Below are 14939 nucleotides of genomic sequence, written 5' to 3'. Positions count from 1 at the left end.
GGTGCCCCCATAACGACCCGCCCGTTGCGAGGGTGCGTGCTATCGCCCAAAAGGCCGTACGAGCGAGTCCGACGTGATTTCCAGCCCGATTTCTGACAAAGTTCACTCCTGTTTTGTCCCCTTGATCGAAAATGGAGACAGGGTCATGGGTTCCTCCCGCAGAATCCTCGGCGCGCTCGGTCTGCTGTCCTGCCTCACCCTTTCCGTTAACGCCCCGGCGGCGGCCGCTGCGGCTCCCGCCCCCAAGGAGCTGCCCCGGATTCCGTTCACCCAGCGTTACCAGGCCGTGCAGCACGGCGGCCTGGTGCGCGCCTCCAACTCCGGAATCAGCTGCCGCAAGGAGCAGTCCCCGCAGGCCGAGCCGTGCGCCGAGGTCAAGAAGGGCGCGGCGGGGGTCAACAGCGACTTCGAGATGTTCTACAGCGAGGTCGACAGGGACCCGGACACCTACAACTCCACCCGGGCCGAGCTCAGGGTCCCGCAGGGGGCGAAGGTCTCGTACGCCCGTCTCTACTGGGGCGGGAACCTGCGGGTCGGCGAGCAGAAGCCGCCGCAGGACAACGGCCGGGTGCTGCTCGCCGAGCCCGGCGGCGCGTACAAGGAGGTCCTGGCCGACACGGTGATGGGCCACCGCACGGACGCGGGCAGCGATGCCTACCAGGCCTCCGCCGATGTGACCCCGCTGGTCCGCAAGGGCGGCGCGGGCATGTGGACGGTGGCTCAGCTCAACATCGCGATGGGCCACTCCGACGTGGGGGCCTGGGGCGGCTGGACGCTGGTCGCCGCCTACGAGCACCCGCAGGAGCCGGTGCGCCGGATCTCGCTGTGGGACGGCTTCGAGTCGCTGGCCGCCCGCGCGGGTGACGGGACGGTCGGGATCGATGGCCTGGACGCACCCCCCGGATCCGCCGGCCGGGTCGGGGTGGTCGCGTACGACGGGGACCGAGGCGTCCTCGGGGATTCACTCACCGTGACGGCCGACAGTGGGCGCCGGGTGAGCCTCAGCGATGGAGAAAATCCTTTTAATGATGTTATGAATTCCACCATCACGGAATTCGGAGATCAGCCGTTCGTGCGACAGCCTGAACATGTGAATAACCTCGGATATGACGCGGACGTGTTCGATCTGAGTCCCGTTCTGTCCGGTGGTGCCCGCAGCCTGAACTTCAGGTTCACGGGTGAAAGTCAGGGTCATTTCCTCGGTGTGCTCTTCGTTCAGACAGATGCGCGCCGCTGAACGTAGGAGACCACTCCACGTGCCCAGTCAACCTCGGGCGGCACAGCCCACGACCGTCCTCCACCTCGTACAGCCCGTCGACGGCGGTGTGGCCAGGGTCGTCACCGACCTCGTCCGCGCGCAGACCGCCGACGGCCTGCGTACCGTCGTCGGCTGTCCGCCCGGCGGCACGCTCGGCGCATCCGCGCGGGCGGCCGGGGCCGAAGTCCTCACCTGGCGTGCCGGCCGGGCCCCCGGGCCCGGACTGCCCGCCGAGATCGCCGACGCCCGACAGGTGCTCCGGCACGTGCGGCCCGACCTCCTGCACGCCCACAGCGCCAAGGCCGGACTGGCCGGACGGCTCGCCGCACGCGGGACCCTACCCACCGTCTTCCAGCCCCACGCCTGGTCCTTCGACGCCGTCGGCGGAGCCACCGCCGCACTCGCGCTGCGCTGGGAGAGGTACGCGGCCCGTTGGGCCGACCGGGTGCTCTGCGTCAGCGAGGCCGAGCGCCGCGCGGGCGAGAGCAAGGGCATCGCCGCCCGCTGGTCGGTGATCCGCAACGGCGTGGACCTGGACCACTTCCGCCCCGGCGGACCCGACCCCGAGCGCGACAAGGCCCGGGCGCGCGCCGAACTGCCGCTGCCCGCAGGCTTCCCGGCCGACGGGCCGCTCGTGGTCTGCGTCGGCCGGATCTGCCCCCAGAAGGGCCAGGACATCCTGCTCCGGGCCTGGCCGGAGCTGCTGGCCGCCGTCCCCGGAGCTCGCCTCGCCCTCGTCGGGGACGGCCCCGACACCGAACAGCTGAGCCATGCCGCCCCGCCCCGCGTGCTCTTCGCGGGCGCCGCCCCCGACATCCGGCCGTGGCTTCGGGCCGCCGATCTCGTTGTACTGCCGTCGCGGTGGGAAGGCATGGCGCTCGCCCCGCTCGAAGCCATGGCCTGCGGCCGCCCGGTCCTGGTCTCCGACGTCAGCGGTGCCATGGAGAGCCTGCCGCCCGGCCAGGGACGCCTGTGCCTGGTGCCGCCGGAGAACCCGACGGCCCTGGCCGAGGCCCTGGGACGGCTGCTCTCCGAGCCGCGGCTCCTCGCCGAACTCGGCGAGCAGGCGCGGCAGCACGCCCGGACCGACTTCGACGTGCGGCGGACCACGGACGCGGTCACCGGCCTGTACCACGAACTGCTGGGCAGGCCCCGGCCCTTGAACCAGGAGCGCATCAGCCGATGACGATGGACAGCGCACCCGCCCGGCACACCGGGCAGGGCGGCACGGGGCCCACCGGCGGCAGCGCCTTCGCGCCCGCGCCCCACGCGGCGGCCCGCCGTTCCGCGACCGCCATCCACCCCCCGCGCGGGCCCAGGACCGACCGGGCCCGCTTCGCCGTACGCCCGCAGCGGGTCCGCCGCCGCGGCCGCGTCCTCCCGCTGCTCACCGCCGACGCGCTGGCCGCCGTACTCACCGCGACGATCCTGCCCGCGGCGGCCCTGCCCGTCCTGTCCGCGGCCCCCGTGCTGCTCGTCGCGCTGCACGCCCAGGCCGGGCTCTACCGGCCGCGGCTCGCCCCCTCCGCGCTCTTCGAACTGCCCGTGCTGGCCGGGCGGTCCGCCGTCCTGTGGTGCTCGGTGGCCGCGGTCGCGGCCGCCGTCGACCCGGCCCGGGCCATCGGCTGGAGCGCCCTGCTCACCGCCGTCTGCCTCCAGGTCGTCCTGGCGTGCGCGGGCCGCGGACTCGTCAACCAGTTCCTGCGGCGCGCCGCCGTACGCCGGCCCGCCTCCGCCCTCGTCGTCGGACCCGGCGCCGGAGCGAGCGCGGTGGCCGCCGCACTGCACGGCCGCCCCGAGTTCGGACTGCGCCCGGTCGGGCTCGCCGACACCCAGGCGTCGGCCGAGGGCGACGGCGGCGCCCTGCCGCTGCTCGCCACCCACGAGGACATCCGGCGCGCCGTCATCCAGAACTCCGTCGCGCACGCGGTGTTCACCCGCCCCCCGGAGGCCGACGAGCGCACCGCCTCCCTGGTCCGGCTGTTCCACGACCACGGCTGCCGCCTGTGGCTCGCCGACCCGGCCGGTACCGCCAGGATCACCGGCATGCGGGTGGCGCACCCCACCGACCAGCTGTGGGGTTACGCCGTGCAGCCGCTGCTGCCGCGCCCGGCCCGGCCGTTGGAGCGCTGGGCCAAGCGGGGCATCGACACCCTGCTCGCCCTGATCGCGCTGCTCGCCGCCGCACCCGTCATGGGAGTGTGCGCGCTGGCCGTACGGGTCTGGGACGGACCGGGGGTGATCTTCCGGCAGGAGCGGGTCGGCCTGTACGGGCGCCCCTTCACCCTGCTGAAGTTCCGTACCCTGCGCGCAGACGCGCACGAGGCGGCCACCCGCTGGACGGTGGCGGGCGACCGCGGGATGAGCCCGGTCGGCTCCTTCCTGCGCAAGTCCTCGCTGGACGAGCTGCCGCAGCTGTGGAACGTCGTACGCGGTGACATGGCCCTGGTCGGCCCCCGCCCCGAACGGCCCTTCTTCGTCGCCAAGTTCTCCACCGTCCACCCCGGCTACGAGGCCCGGCACCGGATGCCCGTCGGCATCACCGGCCTCGCCCAGATCAACGGCCTGCGCGGGGACACCTCCATCGAGGACCGGGCGCGCTTCGACAACCACTACATCGACACCTGGTCGCTGTGGCAGGACCTGTGGATCCTCGCCCGCACCGCGGCCTCCTTCTTCCGCTTCCGGCTGGGGGGCAGCTGATGAGCCTCGTCGTCCCCGGTCAGTGGATCCGGCCCGACGCGCCGGACCTGCTGCGCCGGCACTGGCCGCTGCTGCCGCTCGCCGCGACCGTGCTCTTCCTCCTCGCCCCGCTCCCGGCGGGGGACGCGACCGCCTCCGGGAAGGTCGGCCCGGCCGACGCCGCCTCGCTCCTGCTGGTCCTCGCCTGCGCGGTGCAGGCGCTGCGCGGCCGGGTGCGGGCGCTGAACCCGCTCGGCGTGCTCGTGCTCGGGATGCCGGCCGTGGGCCTTGCGGTCGCCACGATGACCGCGGGGGACCCGTACGCCGCCCTGCCGGGCTTCGTGCGCTACCTCCAGGTCTTCGTCCTGGTCCCGGCGGCCGTGGTGCTGCTGGTGCAGGGCGCCGCCGAGTTCCGGCTCGCCGCCGGGTGCTTCGTGGTCCTGGCGCTGGTACAGGGCGCGGTGGGGGTCGTCCAGTACGCCACCCACACCGGGGCCTCGTACCAGGGCGAGGACGTCCGCGCCGTCGGCACCTTCGGCCCCGGCGACGTCATGGGCATGGCCACCGTGGTGGCGTACGGGCTGATCGTGGCGACCGCCGCCGGGCTCGCCCCGGGACTGCCGAGGCGCGTCCGGCGGATCGCCGGCGGCTGCGCGCTCGCGCTGGTGCTCCCGCTGGTGCTGTCCTTCAGCCGCGGCGCGTGGATCGCCACCTTCGGTGCGGCGGTGCTGGTGATGGCGCTGGCCGGGATCCGGCGGGCCCTGAAAGTGGTCGCCGCGCTCGTCGCCGCCGGAGTGGTCCTCGTCGGCGGGTTCGGGATCGGCTCGGAGATGGTCACCGAGCGGCTGAGCTCCATCACCCAGGTGTCCAGCGCCCCCGACCAGTCGGTGACCGACCGCTACACGATGTGGGCCGCCGCCGAGTCGATGTGGCGCGAGCGGCCGGCGGTGGGGGTGGGGCTCAAGGGCTTCCCGGCCCACCGCGACGGGCACGCCTCGCTCGGACTCTCCTCCGGCAGCGACACGGCCGGCGCGGGGCAGGCGTACCTGCGCCAGCCGCTGCTGTCCCCGCACAACATGTACCTGCTGATCCTGAGCGAGCAGGGCCTGATCGGGCTGATCGCGCTCGTGGGCGGCTGGGCGGCGCTGCTGGTGGCGGGGCTGCGGCGGCTCGCCTCCGGCGGGGGAGCCAGGGACTGCGGGCTGGTCGCGATCGGGCTGTTCGTGTGGCAGCTGACCGACTTCCTCTACGCGGACATCGGCGGGCCGTCCACCGTGCTGACCGGAGTGATCATCGGCCTGGCGGCCTGGTGGGCGCTGCCCTCCCGGGGGGTCGCGGATTCCGGGGTCGCTGCCGGTGCGGGTTCACGGGGTAGGGCCCCCGGGGTTGCGGCGCGCCCGTGACGGACACCACGCCTTGGCGGCCCGCCTCCGGCTCCCCGGCCGGGGCGGGCCACGCCCGTGTCCCGGGCGCCCCGTACCCCGGCTTCACCGGCCGCCCTGCCGATGGCGCCAACCCGGCCGGGTACCCGCGGCGCGCGACCGCGCCCCCGGCGGACCCGGGCTTCGCCGCCGGGGGCCTCCCGGTCCCCACGGACCCGGGCTTCGCCGGTCGCTCCCGCAGCGCGCCCGGGACCGGGCGGTCCGCCGGAGCCGTCGGCGGGCCGGGCTCGGCGGACCCGGGCTTTGTCGCCGGCGGCCTGCCGGGCCGCGGCGGCGTCCCGGCCGTGCCGGTCCCGAAGGACCCCGGCTTCGCCGGCCGCGCTCGGAGGGCGCCCGTGGCCGGGCGGCCCGCCGGAGGCGTCGGCGGGTCCGGCCTGTCGGATCCCGGGTTCGTCGCCGGGAGGCTCCCGGGCGGTGAACCAGCGGCCCGCAAGCCCGTGTTCGGTTCCGCCGGGTATCCGGGAGGCGCCTCGGGCAGGCACAGCGTGCGGGTGGCGGCGCGGGCCGCGAGCGGCTCCGCCGATGCCCCGGTGACCGGCGCGGACGGTCCTGACGCCGCCCCCGGCGGGAGCGGTGCGGCGGCGGGCGAGCCGCCTGAGCCCGCCGCCCCGGGCGGAAGCCGAGCGGCCGCGCGGGCCCGGAGCGGCTCCGCGGCAGGGGCCGAGGCCCGGCCGCCCGAGTCCGCCACCCCCGGCGGGAGCCGGGACGCGGCCGGGACCCCCGGCGGGAGCCAGCCGCTCGGGCAGTTCCTCGCCAAGGCCGCCGCCGTCACCGCCGGGTTGACCGCCGCCGGGGCGGTGTTCGGGCTGGTGCGCGACCAGACCATCGCGCACCTCTTCGGGGCCGGGCACGCCAGCGACGCGTTCCTCATCGCCTGGACCGTGCCCGAGATGGCCTCGACGCTGCTCATCGAGGACGCCATGGCGCTGCTGATGGTGCCCGCCTTCAGCCATGCCCTGGCCCGCCGGGCCGCCGGCAGGTCCGCGCTCACCCGCAGGGAGGCCCGCGTCCAGGACCCCGTACGGCTGCTGGTGGGGGCGACCCTGCCGCGCCTCGTCGTGCTCCTGGCCGCCGTCGCCTCCGTCCTGGTCATCGCCGCACCGGCCGTCGTCGGCGTGCTCGCCCCCGGTCTGCCCGACCCGGGACTGGCCATCGAGTGCACCCGGCTCACGGCGCTGACCGTGCTCTCCTTCGGCATCGCCGGCTACTTCAGCGCCGCGCTGCGGGCGCACAGGTCCTTCGTGCCGCCCGCCGCGATCTACGTGTCGTACAACGTCGGCATCATCGGCACGATCCTGGCCCTGCACACCCTGTGGGGCGTACGGGCCGCCGCCGCGGGCGTCGCCGTCGGCGGGCTGCTGATGGCCCTCGTCCAACTGCCCGCCTTCATCCGGAACGTGGGCTTCGGCCCGCCGCGCGCCAAACGGTCCGCCCCGCGCAGCCAGCGCGACCGCGACCGTCCGACCCTCATCGCCTTCGGGGTCATCGCCCCCGTGATCTTCTTCGCCGTCTTCCGGCAGTCGCAGGTGCTCGTCGAGAGGTTCCTGGCCGCCTCGCTCCCGTCCGGGGCGATCTCCCATCTCAACTACGCGCAGAAGGTCGCGCAGATGCCGATGGTGCTCTCCCTGATGATCTGCACCGTCACCTTCCCCGTCGTCGCCCAGGCCATGGCCGGGGGAGAGCGGGAGAAGGCCCGGCGGCGGGTGGAGCAGGACCTCGCGCTCGCCTCGCTCGCCGTGCTCGTGGGCACCGCGCTCGTCGTCGGCTACGCGCCCCAGATCATCCAGGTCCTCTTCGAACGCGGCGCCTTCACCCACCAGGACACCCTCGCCACCGCCTCCGTCATGCGGGTCTACGCACTCGGACTCCTCGGCCACTGCCTCGTCGGCGCACTGTCCCGGCCCTTCTTCTCGACCGCCCGGCCCACCTGGTTCCCGGCGTTCGCGATGGGAGCCGGCCTGCTCGTCAACATCGTGGCCGGAGCCTTCGCCGTCGGCTGGTGGGGCACCTACGGCATCGCCGCCGCCAACGCCGCCGGCATCACCACCACGGCCGTCCTGCTGCTCACCGGGCTCGGCTCCCGGATCATCGCCATCGAGGTCCGCCGGGTCGCCGTCAGCATCGGACGGCTCGCCGTCGCCGCCGTCGCCGCGGGCGCCACCGGCTGGCTCGCCGGCCCCATGATCCCCGACCCGATGCTCAGCGCCGCCCTCGGCTGCCTGCTGGTCCCGGCCATGTTCGGAGCCACCGGCACGGCCATACGCGCCCTCGAAGTCACCGCCCTGCCCGGTCAGATCTCCCAGCTCACGCAGAGGTTCCGCAATGTCCGCTGACACCGACACGGCCCCCGCCGCCGTGCTGGTCCCCGCCCGCCGGGCCGCTTCGCCGTGGGTCCTCATGTACCACTCGGTCGCCGAGTTCACCGACCCGGCGGAGGACCCGTACGGGATCACCGTCACCCCCCTCGCCCTGGAGGCCCAGCTGCTGTGGCTGCGCTCCCGCGGCCTGCGCGGCGTGTCCGTCGGCGAACTGCTGCGGGCCCGCGCGGCCGGACACGGGGCCGGACTGGTCGGTCTGACCTTCGACGACGGCTACACCGACTACCTCACCCACGCGCTGCCGCTGCTGCGCCGCCACGACTGCACCTCCACCCTCTTCGTGCTGCCCGGGCGGCTCGGCGTGGACAACGTGTGGGACCCGCTGGGCCCGCGCAAGTCCTTGCTCACCGCCGAGGGCATCCGCGAAGTCGCCGACGCCGGACAGGAGATCGGCTCGCACGGGCTGCTTCACCAGGACCTCACCGCGACCCCCGACGACATGCTCCAGCAGGAGCTGCGCGGCAGCCGCGACCTGCTGCGCGAACTGACCGGCACCCTGCCCGAGGGGTTCTGCTACCCGTACGGGCACCTCGACGCGCGGGTCCTCGACGCCACGCGCGCCGCCGGATACGGCTACGCCTGCGCCATCGACCCCGGACGGTTCGCCGGCCCGTACGCGCTACCGCGTACGCACATCAGCCAGGCCGACGGCGGCGCCCGGCTGCGGATCAAGCACCTCCGCCACCAGATGCGCGAGCTGCGACGCGGGGTGCAGCGGTGAAGACGCTCCAGTCGGTCAAGGCACTGCACATCATCACCGGCCTCGGCGTCGGCGGAGCCGAGCAGCAATTGCGCCTGCTGCTGCGCCACATGCCCATGCGCTGCGACGTACTGACGCTGACCAACCCCGGGCCGGTGGCCGAGGGGCTGCGCGCCGACGGCGTCCGGGTCGTCCACCTCGGCATGCGCGGCAACCGGGACCTCGGGGCGCTGCCCCGGCTGGTGAAGTTCATCCGGCGCGGCCAGTACGACCTCGTGCACACGCACCTGTACCGGGCCTGCGTCTACGGGCGCCTCGCGGCCCGGCTCGCGGGAACGGAGGCCACCGTGGCCACCGAACACTCCCTCGGCGACGGCGAGATCGAGGGCAGGCCGCTGTCGGGCGGCGTGCGCAGGCTCTACCTGGCCAGCGAACGCCTGGGCGCGGCGACGGTGGCCGTCTCCGACACGGTGGCCGCCCGGCTGGAGGGGTGGGGGGTGCCGGCCGCGCGGGTGCACGTCGTACCGAACGGCATCGAGGCCGTCCGCTTCCGCTTCGACGAGGGCGTCCGCCGGGCCACCCGGGCCCGGACCGGGCTGCCCGAGCGGGCCTTCGTGGTCGGCGGGGTCGGCCGGCTGGTCCCCGGCAAGCGTTTCGACGTCCTGGTACGGGCCGTGGCCGCGCTGCCGGGGGCGCACCTGCTGCTGGCCGGGGACGGGCCGGAGCGGGCCGGGCTGCGCCGGCTCGCCGCCGAGCTCGGCGCGCAGCGCCGGATCCACCTGCTGGGGGAGCGGGACCCGCTGGGCGACAGCGCGGACGGCCGCACCCCGGGCATCCCGGCGCTGCTGGCCGCCATGGACGTCTTCGTCTCCCCGTCGCGGGAGGAGGCCTTCGGGCTCGCCGTCGTGGAGGCGCTGGCCGCCGGGCTCCCCGTGCTGCACGTGACCTGCCCGGCCATCGACGACCTGCCCGCCGCGCAGGCCCCCGGTGCCCGTCGCATCGGCACGGGCACGGAGGAACTGGTCGCGGCGCTGCGCGGCCACATGGAGGCGGGGGTGCGCCGGCTGCCCCCGCCGGCGGTGGTCCGCCGCTACGACATCGCCCGCAGCGCACGGCAGCTGCTGGACGTGTACGACCTCGCCCTCTCCGCCGCGCCGGGCGCCGCCGGCCCTGGGCCCGGCCCCGGGCCCGGCGGCGGCACCGTCGTCGGCGCCCGGCGCGAGCAGGTCGGCCCCGGACCGGCGGAGCCGACCGGCACCGGCTGATCCGTACCCCCTCCCCGACGGGGTCCCGCCGGGACCCGAAGGAACTCCCCTCCACCCAGGAAGCGAGCACGTCATGGCCGATACCGCCGACCAGAAGAAGTCCGAGAAGAAGGCCGAGAAGCAGGCCGAGCCGGAGCGCAGGCCCGACCACCGGTCCGAGCGCAGGCCGCGCCGCCGCAGGCCCTCGGCGCCCCTGTGGTGGCCGCTGCCCGCCTGCGCCCTGCTGGGGCTGGCCGCGGGCGGGGCGTACGGGGTGCTCAAGGCCCCCGAGTACGCCGCCACCAGCTACATCGTCGCCGTGCCCGACGACACCACCGAGCCGGCCACCGCCCTCGGCTTCGCGCAGGCCTACGCCCGCATCGCGACCAGCAGTTCCACCCTCGCCTACGCCCAGCCGCGCGCCGGCATCAGCGCCGCGAAGCTGCGGACCCAGGTGCGGGCCGAGACCTCCCCCGAGTCCCCGATGATCGCCGTCACGGGTACCTCGAAGAGCCCCTCGGAGGCCGCCGACATCGCGAACGCCGTCGCCGACGCGCTGTCCCTGAGCAGCAATCAGGCCGCCAAGAACACCGGTGTCCAGCTGCTCCTGTTCAACCAGGCCGTCACCCCGTCCGAGCCTGCCTCCCCGTCCGCCGCCATCAGCGGGGCCGTCGGCCTGTGCGCCGGCGGACTGCTGGGCGGACTGTGGCTGCTGGCCCGGCCGGGCCGCGCCCGGCGCGGCGAGCAGGGCGCGGCCCGCGCGGCCGTCGCCTCCCCGGTCGAGTCCTCGGTGGAGCCCGCCGCCGAGACCCCGGTCGAGGAGTACGCCTCGCTGCCGGCCCAGGGTGAGCCCTCGGCCAAGGAGAAGGAGTCCGTTCGATGACTTCGGGCTCCGCCGGGGTCCTGTCGGTGACGCTGTGCCGAGACCCCCGGCAGTTCGCCGCGCTGGAGGAGTCGTGGAACGCGCTCTTCCGTAGCTGCCCCACCGCCACCCCCTTCCAGAGCCACGCCTGGCTGCACTCCTGGTGGCTGTCCTACGGCAAGGACGGCCGGCTCCGGATCGTCCTCGTCCGGCGCGGCGAGGAGCTGGTCGCCGCCGCCCCGCTGATGCTCGTACACCGGCCGATGCCGCTGCTGGTGCCGCTCGGCGGCCCCATCACCGACTACTTCGACGTGCTCGTGGCCGCGGAGCACGCCGACGAGGTCCTCCCGGCGCTGGCCCGCGGGCTGCACCGGGCCGCCCGCGGGGCGGTGGTGGACCTGCGGGAGGTACGACCGGGAGCCGCCGCCGAGGAGCTGTACCGGCAGTGGCCCGGGGTCTCCAGCAGGCTCACCGACTCCACCTGCATGGAACTGCCCACGCTCCCGTTCGACGAGCTGGTCAAGCGGATGCCGGCCTCCGGCGCCCAGCGGGTGCGGGCCAAGCTGCGCAAGACCGACGCGGCCGGGATCGAGGAGCACGAGGTCTCCGAGCAGGAGGTGCCGCGCGCCGTACGGACCCTGCTGCGGCTGCACGAGAAGCAGTGGCGCGGCCGCGGGGTGACCCCCGAGCACCTGCGGCCCCGCTTCGCCGAGCACCTCACCCGGGCCACCCGGCGGATGGTGCGGGCCGGGGAGAGCCGGCTGACGGAGTTCCGGCTGGACGGCAAGGTGGTGGCGGCCAACGTCACGCTGCTGTCGTCCCGGCTCAGCGGCGGCTACCTGTACGGGGCCGACCCGGACCTGCGAAACCGCAAGGTGGACGTGGCGACGCTGCTGCTGCGCTACGAGGCCGGGCGGGCGCTCGCCGATGGCCGGCCGGTGGTGAGCTTCCTGCGCGGCAACGAGCCGTACAAGAACCACTGGCGGCCCGAGACGGTCGTCAACCAGCGCTTCCTGCTGGCCACGGCGGCGCTCGCGCCCCTGCTGCGGCTGCACGAGTCGCAGGTGACGGGGCGCGAGCGGGCGGTGGAGGCGCTGCGGGAGACGCTGCCGGCCGCCAGGGACTGGCGGGCGCGGCTCAACGAACTGCGGGTGCGATGACCCTTCTAGAAGGGCCAGATGCCGGAGTTCTTGCCGAAGTCCAGCTTGACGCAGACCGCCTGCGTGCCGACCAGCTTGGAGAGCCACTCGCCGAAGTTGAGCGGCACGCACCACTGCTTGCTGTTGAGCGGCGGCGGCGGAGGTGTCGGCTGGGGCTCGGGCTTCGGCTGCGTGGGCTCGGGCTTCGGCACGGCCGGGCTCGGGGCGACCGGGCTCGGGACCAGCGGGCTCGGGGTCACGGGCAGCGGTGTCTGCGGGGTCGGGACCACGGGCGACGGCTTGGTCGTGGGAACCACGGGCGAGGGCTTGGGGATCTCCGGCGTCGGGACCTGAGGGGTCGGGACCTGGGGTGTCGGGACCGCGGGCGTCGGGACCTGAGGGGTCGGGACCTGCGGGGTCGGCACGACCGGCGTGGGCACCACCGGGGTCGGCACCACCGGGGTCGGGACCACCGGGGTCGGGACCACGGGCGTGGGCACCACCGGGGTCGGGACCACCGGGCCGGGCCGCTCGGGCGTCAGCGCGTCGCGGAAGACCTTCGCGGACTCGGGGTTGTCCTTGCACTGCCACACGCCGTGCGGGCAGTAGTCGGTGATGGTGTGGTAGAGCGGCTTGTGCTGCTGGATCCACTTCAGCATGCGCCGTACGTACTCCGGATTGTCCCCGCGCCGGAACAGTCCCCACTCCGGGTAGGAGACCGGCTTGCCGTGTGCCTTCGCGAAGTCCACGTGCTGCTGGAGTCCGTAGGGCTGGGTGATCTGGTCGTCGAAGGTATGGCCGGGGCCCTGGTCGTACGAGTCCATTCCGATGACGTCGACCACGTCGTCGCCGGGGTAGCACTTCGTCCAGCCGATCGCGTCCGTACCCCTGTTCGGGGCGAAGTCGAACTTGAACTCCTGCCCGGGGACGGCGCGCATCGTGTTCACGACGCGCCGCCAGTACGCCTTCCAGTTCTCCGGGTCCGGCCCGCAGCGGTGGGCGTAGGTGACGCCGTTCATCTCCCAGCCGAGCACGATCACCGTGTCCGGGACGCCCAGCTCCACCAGTCGCTCGGCGAGCCGCCGGAAGTGCCCGTCGTACTGGCCCTGCGCGCCCGCCCTGATCAGCTGGGCCACCCGGTAGTCGGGGACCCGGCCCTCGTTGCGTTCCTGCATGGGAACGTTGAGGACGAACAGCCGGTCGTCCCCCTCCCGGCGCCAGTCGGCCCAGTCCTCCAGGAACGACACCCGGCCCTCGATGCCCGCCCATGTGTCGCCGGGCAGATAGGTGTGGCCGACCCGGATCTGCTTGCCGCCCAGCCAGCTCGACAGGTGCGGGATCCGGGCCACCCCGGGCGGCCCGTAGTCGAGATAGGCGCCCATGGCGATGTCGGAGCCCTCCGGCCGGTCCTCCTCCGGAGCCGCGAGCGCGGCGCCGGTGGCCAGCAGTCCGGCCGTGACCGTACCGATGCAGGTGCTCGCCAGTCGGCGGCGTGGTCTGGGCATGGCGTCTCCCGAGCTTTCCTGAATCGGTGTGCTTACCAAAGACGTTAGGCATCAGATCTGACGAATGGCCTGTTCGGTGACCGCCGCGTAGGCCATTAGCAGGTGCGTACCACCCCCGCTTGGTCCGACTAGGTGAAAGACACCGCTGCCATGCCCGCGTATCTCAACCATGTGCCCGCCGTTGTGCTCAGACTCGACCGCAATCCGTTCCACCACGGAACCCTCGGCGCCGTCAGATCCCTTGGCCGCAAGGGCGTGGAGGTCCATGCCGTTGTCGAGGCCGGGGGAGGTCCTGTGGGACGTTCGCGGTATCTGCGCGCCGTGCACGCCGGGCCGGTGGGCGGCCTCGACCCCGAAGCGCCCCAGACGCTGCTGGAGTGCCTGACCGCGGTGTCGGAGCAGATCGGCCGCCCGGCCGTGCTCATCGCCATGGACGACCTGAGCGCCATCGCCGTGTCCCGGGTCGCGCCGATGCTCCGCGAGCGTTTCCGGATCCCCCATCAGCCCGACAACCTGCCCGCCCGGGTGGCCGACAAGGCCGAGCTGTCGCGGCTGTGCGCGCGGTGGGACGTACCGCACCCGGAGACCGTGATCCCGGCGAGCGGGGCCGAGGCGGCCGAGGCGGCCTGGCGGCTCGGCCTGCCGGTGATCGCCAAATGGAGCCGGCCCTGGCTGCTGCCCGCCGGGGCGGACGGGCTGCGCAGCACCATGCTCGTGCACACCACCGCCGAGGCGCGCCGGCTCTACGAGCGCTCCGCCGAGGCCGGGAGCCGGCTGCTGCTCCAGCGCTTCCTGCCCGCCGGGCCGGACACCGACTGGTTCTTCCACGGAGCCTTCGCGCGGGGCGGGCGGCCACTGCTCGCGGGCTCGGGCCGCAAGGAGCTGTCCTGGCCGGTGCGCACCGGGCTGACGGCCGTGGGGCGCTGGCTGCCGGATCCGGCGGTGGAGGAGGCGGGGCTGCGGCTCGCCGAACGGCTCGGCTACCAGGGGATCCTGGACCTGGACTTCCGCCGCGACGAGCAGGGCTGCTTCCGGCTGGTGGACTTCAACCCGCGGCCGGGCGCGCAGTTCCGGCTGTTCGCGGACCGGGCCGGGCTGGACGTGGTCCAGGCGATGTACCTGGACCTGACGGGCCAGCAGGTTCCGCGGCCCTCGGGCGGCCCGGGCCGGGTGTTCGTCGCCGAGAACTACGCGCTGCTGGCGGCGGTGCGCGGCGGGTCGCTGCCGCGCCGCCCGGCGGCGGGCCCCGTGAAGCCGGCGAAGCCGGTGCCGGCCGCGCCGCCGCGCGCCGACCGGGATGCCGTGCCGAAGCAGGACGCCGCGCCGAAGCGGGACGCCGTGCCGAAGCAGGACCCCGTGCCGAAGCGGGACGCCGCGCCGAAGAGGGTCGTCCAGCGGGGGCGGGTGGAGACGGCCTGGTTCGCGGCCGACGACCCGCTGCCCTTCCTTGCGATGCTCGGCGCCCTGCTGGGGCGGGGCGCGGGCAAGGGGGTTCGGGCGCTCCGCGGGGTTCCGGGGCAGGGCCGCCGTACGGCGCTCGCGGTGGTGCGCACGCCCCGCCAGCGCGGCGGGAGCCAGTCCGCCGACGGTTCGGCCGGACCGGCCCCCTCCCGCCCCGCCCCGCCGGAGGCCTCGGCCGAGCCGGACGAGTTGGTGACCCGTTGAACGTGGCCGTCCCGGCGGACCGGGCCGGGCCCGTGAGTAACGAGCTGGAGGAGCGGCCTTGACG

General features: G+C 74.6%; 11 protein-coding genes. 10 read left to right on the top strand and 1 reads right to left on the bottom strand.

Translation table 11 applies throughout. From position 1 onward, the window contains the following. Positions 1 to 145 precede the first annotated feature (145 nt). The 9 genes from ACIQZO_RS32975 to ACIQZO_RS32935 all read left to right on the top strand — a co-directional run bounded on the left by ACIQZO_RS32975 (position 146) and on the right by ACIQZO_RS32935 (position 11726). Positions 146 to 1237, top strand: a complete 1092-nt coding sequence (locus tag ACIQZO_RS32975; protein ID WP_403633376.1) for a DUF3344 domain-containing protein — start codon at positions 146 to 148, stop codon at positions 1235 to 1237. Beyond that, positions 1224 to 2444 (top strand): glycosyltransferase, encoded by a 1221-nt coding sequence (locus ACIQZO_RS32970; protein WP_403633373.1) that lies wholly within the window; start codon positions 1224 to 1226, stop codon positions 2442 to 2444. Before ACIQZO_RS32975 ends, ACIQZO_RS32970 begins: the two co-directional genes overlap by 14 nt. Then, positions 2441 to 3961 carry an exopolysaccharide biosynthesis polyprenyl glycosylphosphotransferase gene (locus ACIQZO_RS32965; protein WP_403633371.1) on the top strand — a complete coding sequence of 507 codons (1521 nt, stop codon included), beginning with the start codon at positions 2441 to 2443 and terminating at the stop codon, positions 3959 to 3961. The genes ACIQZO_RS32970 and ACIQZO_RS32965 overlap by 4 nt, the downstream gene beginning before the upstream one ends. Continuing rightward, the gene (locus tag ACIQZO_RS32960) at positions 3961 to 5343 is read left to right on the top strand and encodes an O-antigen ligase family protein (RefSeq protein WP_403633368.1); all 1383 of its coding nucleotides are present in this window, start codon (positions 3961 to 3963) and stop codon (positions 5341 to 5343) included. The genes ACIQZO_RS32965 and ACIQZO_RS32960 overlap by 1 nt, the downstream gene beginning before the upstream one ends. 569 nt (positions 5344 to 5912) lie before the next feature. Beyond that, the gene (gene murJ / locus ACIQZO_RS32955) at positions 5913 to 7715 is read left to right on the top strand and encodes a murein biosynthesis integral membrane protein MurJ (RefSeq protein ID WP_403633451.1); all 1803 of its coding nucleotides are present in this window, start codon (positions 5913 to 5915) and stop codon (positions 7713 to 7715) included. Further along, positions 7705 to 8481 carry a polysaccharide deacetylase family protein gene (locus ACIQZO_RS32950; RefSeq protein ID WP_403633366.1) on the top strand — a complete coding sequence of 259 codons (777 nt, stop codon included), beginning with the start codon at positions 7705 to 7707 and terminating at the stop codon, positions 8479 to 8481. The genes murJ and ACIQZO_RS32950 overlap by 11 nt, the downstream gene beginning before the upstream one ends. Further along, the gene (locus tag ACIQZO_RS32945; RefSeq protein ID WP_403633363.1) at positions 8478 to 9725 is read left to right on the top strand and encodes a glycosyltransferase; all 1248 of its coding nucleotides are present in this window, start codon (positions 8478 to 8480) and stop codon (positions 9723 to 9725) included. The genes ACIQZO_RS32950 and ACIQZO_RS32945 overlap by 4 nt, the downstream gene beginning before the upstream one ends. Positions 9726 to 9798: 73 nt before the next feature. Beyond that, complete coding sequence (locus ACIQZO_RS32940; RefSeq protein WP_403633361.1) at positions 9799 to 10587, top strand: lipopolysaccharide biosynthesis protein; 789 nt, start codon at positions 9799 to 9801, stop codon at positions 10585 to 10587. Beyond that, positions 10584 to 11726 carry a GNAT family N-acetyltransferase gene (locus ACIQZO_RS32935; RefSeq protein ID WP_403633358.1) on the top strand — a complete coding sequence of 381 codons (1143 nt, stop codon included), beginning with the start codon at positions 10584 to 10586 and terminating at the stop codon, positions 11724 to 11726. Before ACIQZO_RS32940 ends, ACIQZO_RS32935 begins: the two co-directional genes overlap by 4 nt. A 5-nt stretch (positions 11727 to 11731) precedes the next feature. Here ACIQZO_RS32935 and ACIQZO_RS32930 read toward each other — a convergent pair whose 3' ends face one another. Continuing rightward, the gene (locus tag ACIQZO_RS32930; RefSeq protein ID WP_403633356.1) at positions 11732 to 13210 is read right to left on the bottom strand and encodes a glycosyl hydrolase; all 1479 of its coding nucleotides are present in this window, start codon (positions 13208 to 13210) and stop codon (positions 11732 to 11734) included. Positions 13211 to 13504: 294 nt separating this feature from the next. Between ACIQZO_RS32930 and ACIQZO_RS32925 the strand changes: the two genes are divergently transcribed. After that, positions 13505 to 14875: an ATP-grasp domain-containing protein gene (locus ACIQZO_RS32925; protein ID WP_403633353.1), complete on the top strand. Its 1371-nt coding sequence runs from the start codon at positions 13505 to 13507 to the stop codon at positions 14873 to 14875. Positions 14876 to 14939: the final 64 nt, after the last annotated feature.

It is taken from the genome of Streptomyces sp. NPDC097617 (assembly GCF_044761485.1).
Taxonomy (GTDB): domain Bacteria; phylum Actinomycetota; class Actinomycetes; order Streptomycetales; family Streptomycetaceae; genus Streptomyces.
The sequence above is the reverse complement of the archived record's forward strand: the minus strand, read 5'-3'. Positions and strand labels throughout refer to the sequence as shown.

What these genes read in the sequence shown, in the direction of transcription:
- ACIQZO_RS32975 (WP_403633376.1), top strand. Translation starts at nt 146, where the DNA reads ATGGGTTCCTCCCGCAGAATCCTCGGCGCGCTCGGTCTGCTGTCCTGC.
- ACIQZO_RS32970 (WP_403633373.1), top strand. Translation starts at nt 1,224, where the DNA reads ATGCGCGCCGCTGAACGTAGGAGACCACTCCACGTGCCCAGTCAACCT.
- ACIQZO_RS32965 (WP_403633371.1), top strand. Translation starts at nt 2,441, where the DNA reads ATGACGATGGACAGCGCACCCGCCCGGCACACCGGGCAGGGCGGCACG.
- ACIQZO_RS32960 (WP_403633368.1), top strand. Translation starts at nt 3,961, where the DNA reads ATGAGCCTCGTCGTCCCCGGTCAGTGGATCCGGCCCGACGCGCCGGAC.
- ACIQZO_RS32950 (WP_403633366.1), top strand. Translation starts at nt 7,705, where the DNA reads ATGTCCGCTGACACCGACACGGCCCCCGCCGCCGTGCTGGTCCCCGCC.
- ACIQZO_RS32940 (WP_403633361.1), top strand. Translation starts at nt 9,799, where the DNA reads ATGGCCGATACCGCCGACCAGAAGAAGTCCGAGAAGAAGGCCGAGAAG.
- ACIQZO_RS32935 (WP_403633358.1), top strand. Translation starts at nt 10,584, where the DNA reads ATGACTTCGGGCTCCGCCGGGGTCCTGTCGGTGACGCTGTGCCGAGAC.
- ACIQZO_RS32930 (WP_403633356.1), bottom strand. Translation starts at nt 13,210, where the DNA reads ATGCCCAGACCACGCCGCCGACTGGCGAGCACCTGCATCGGTACGGTC.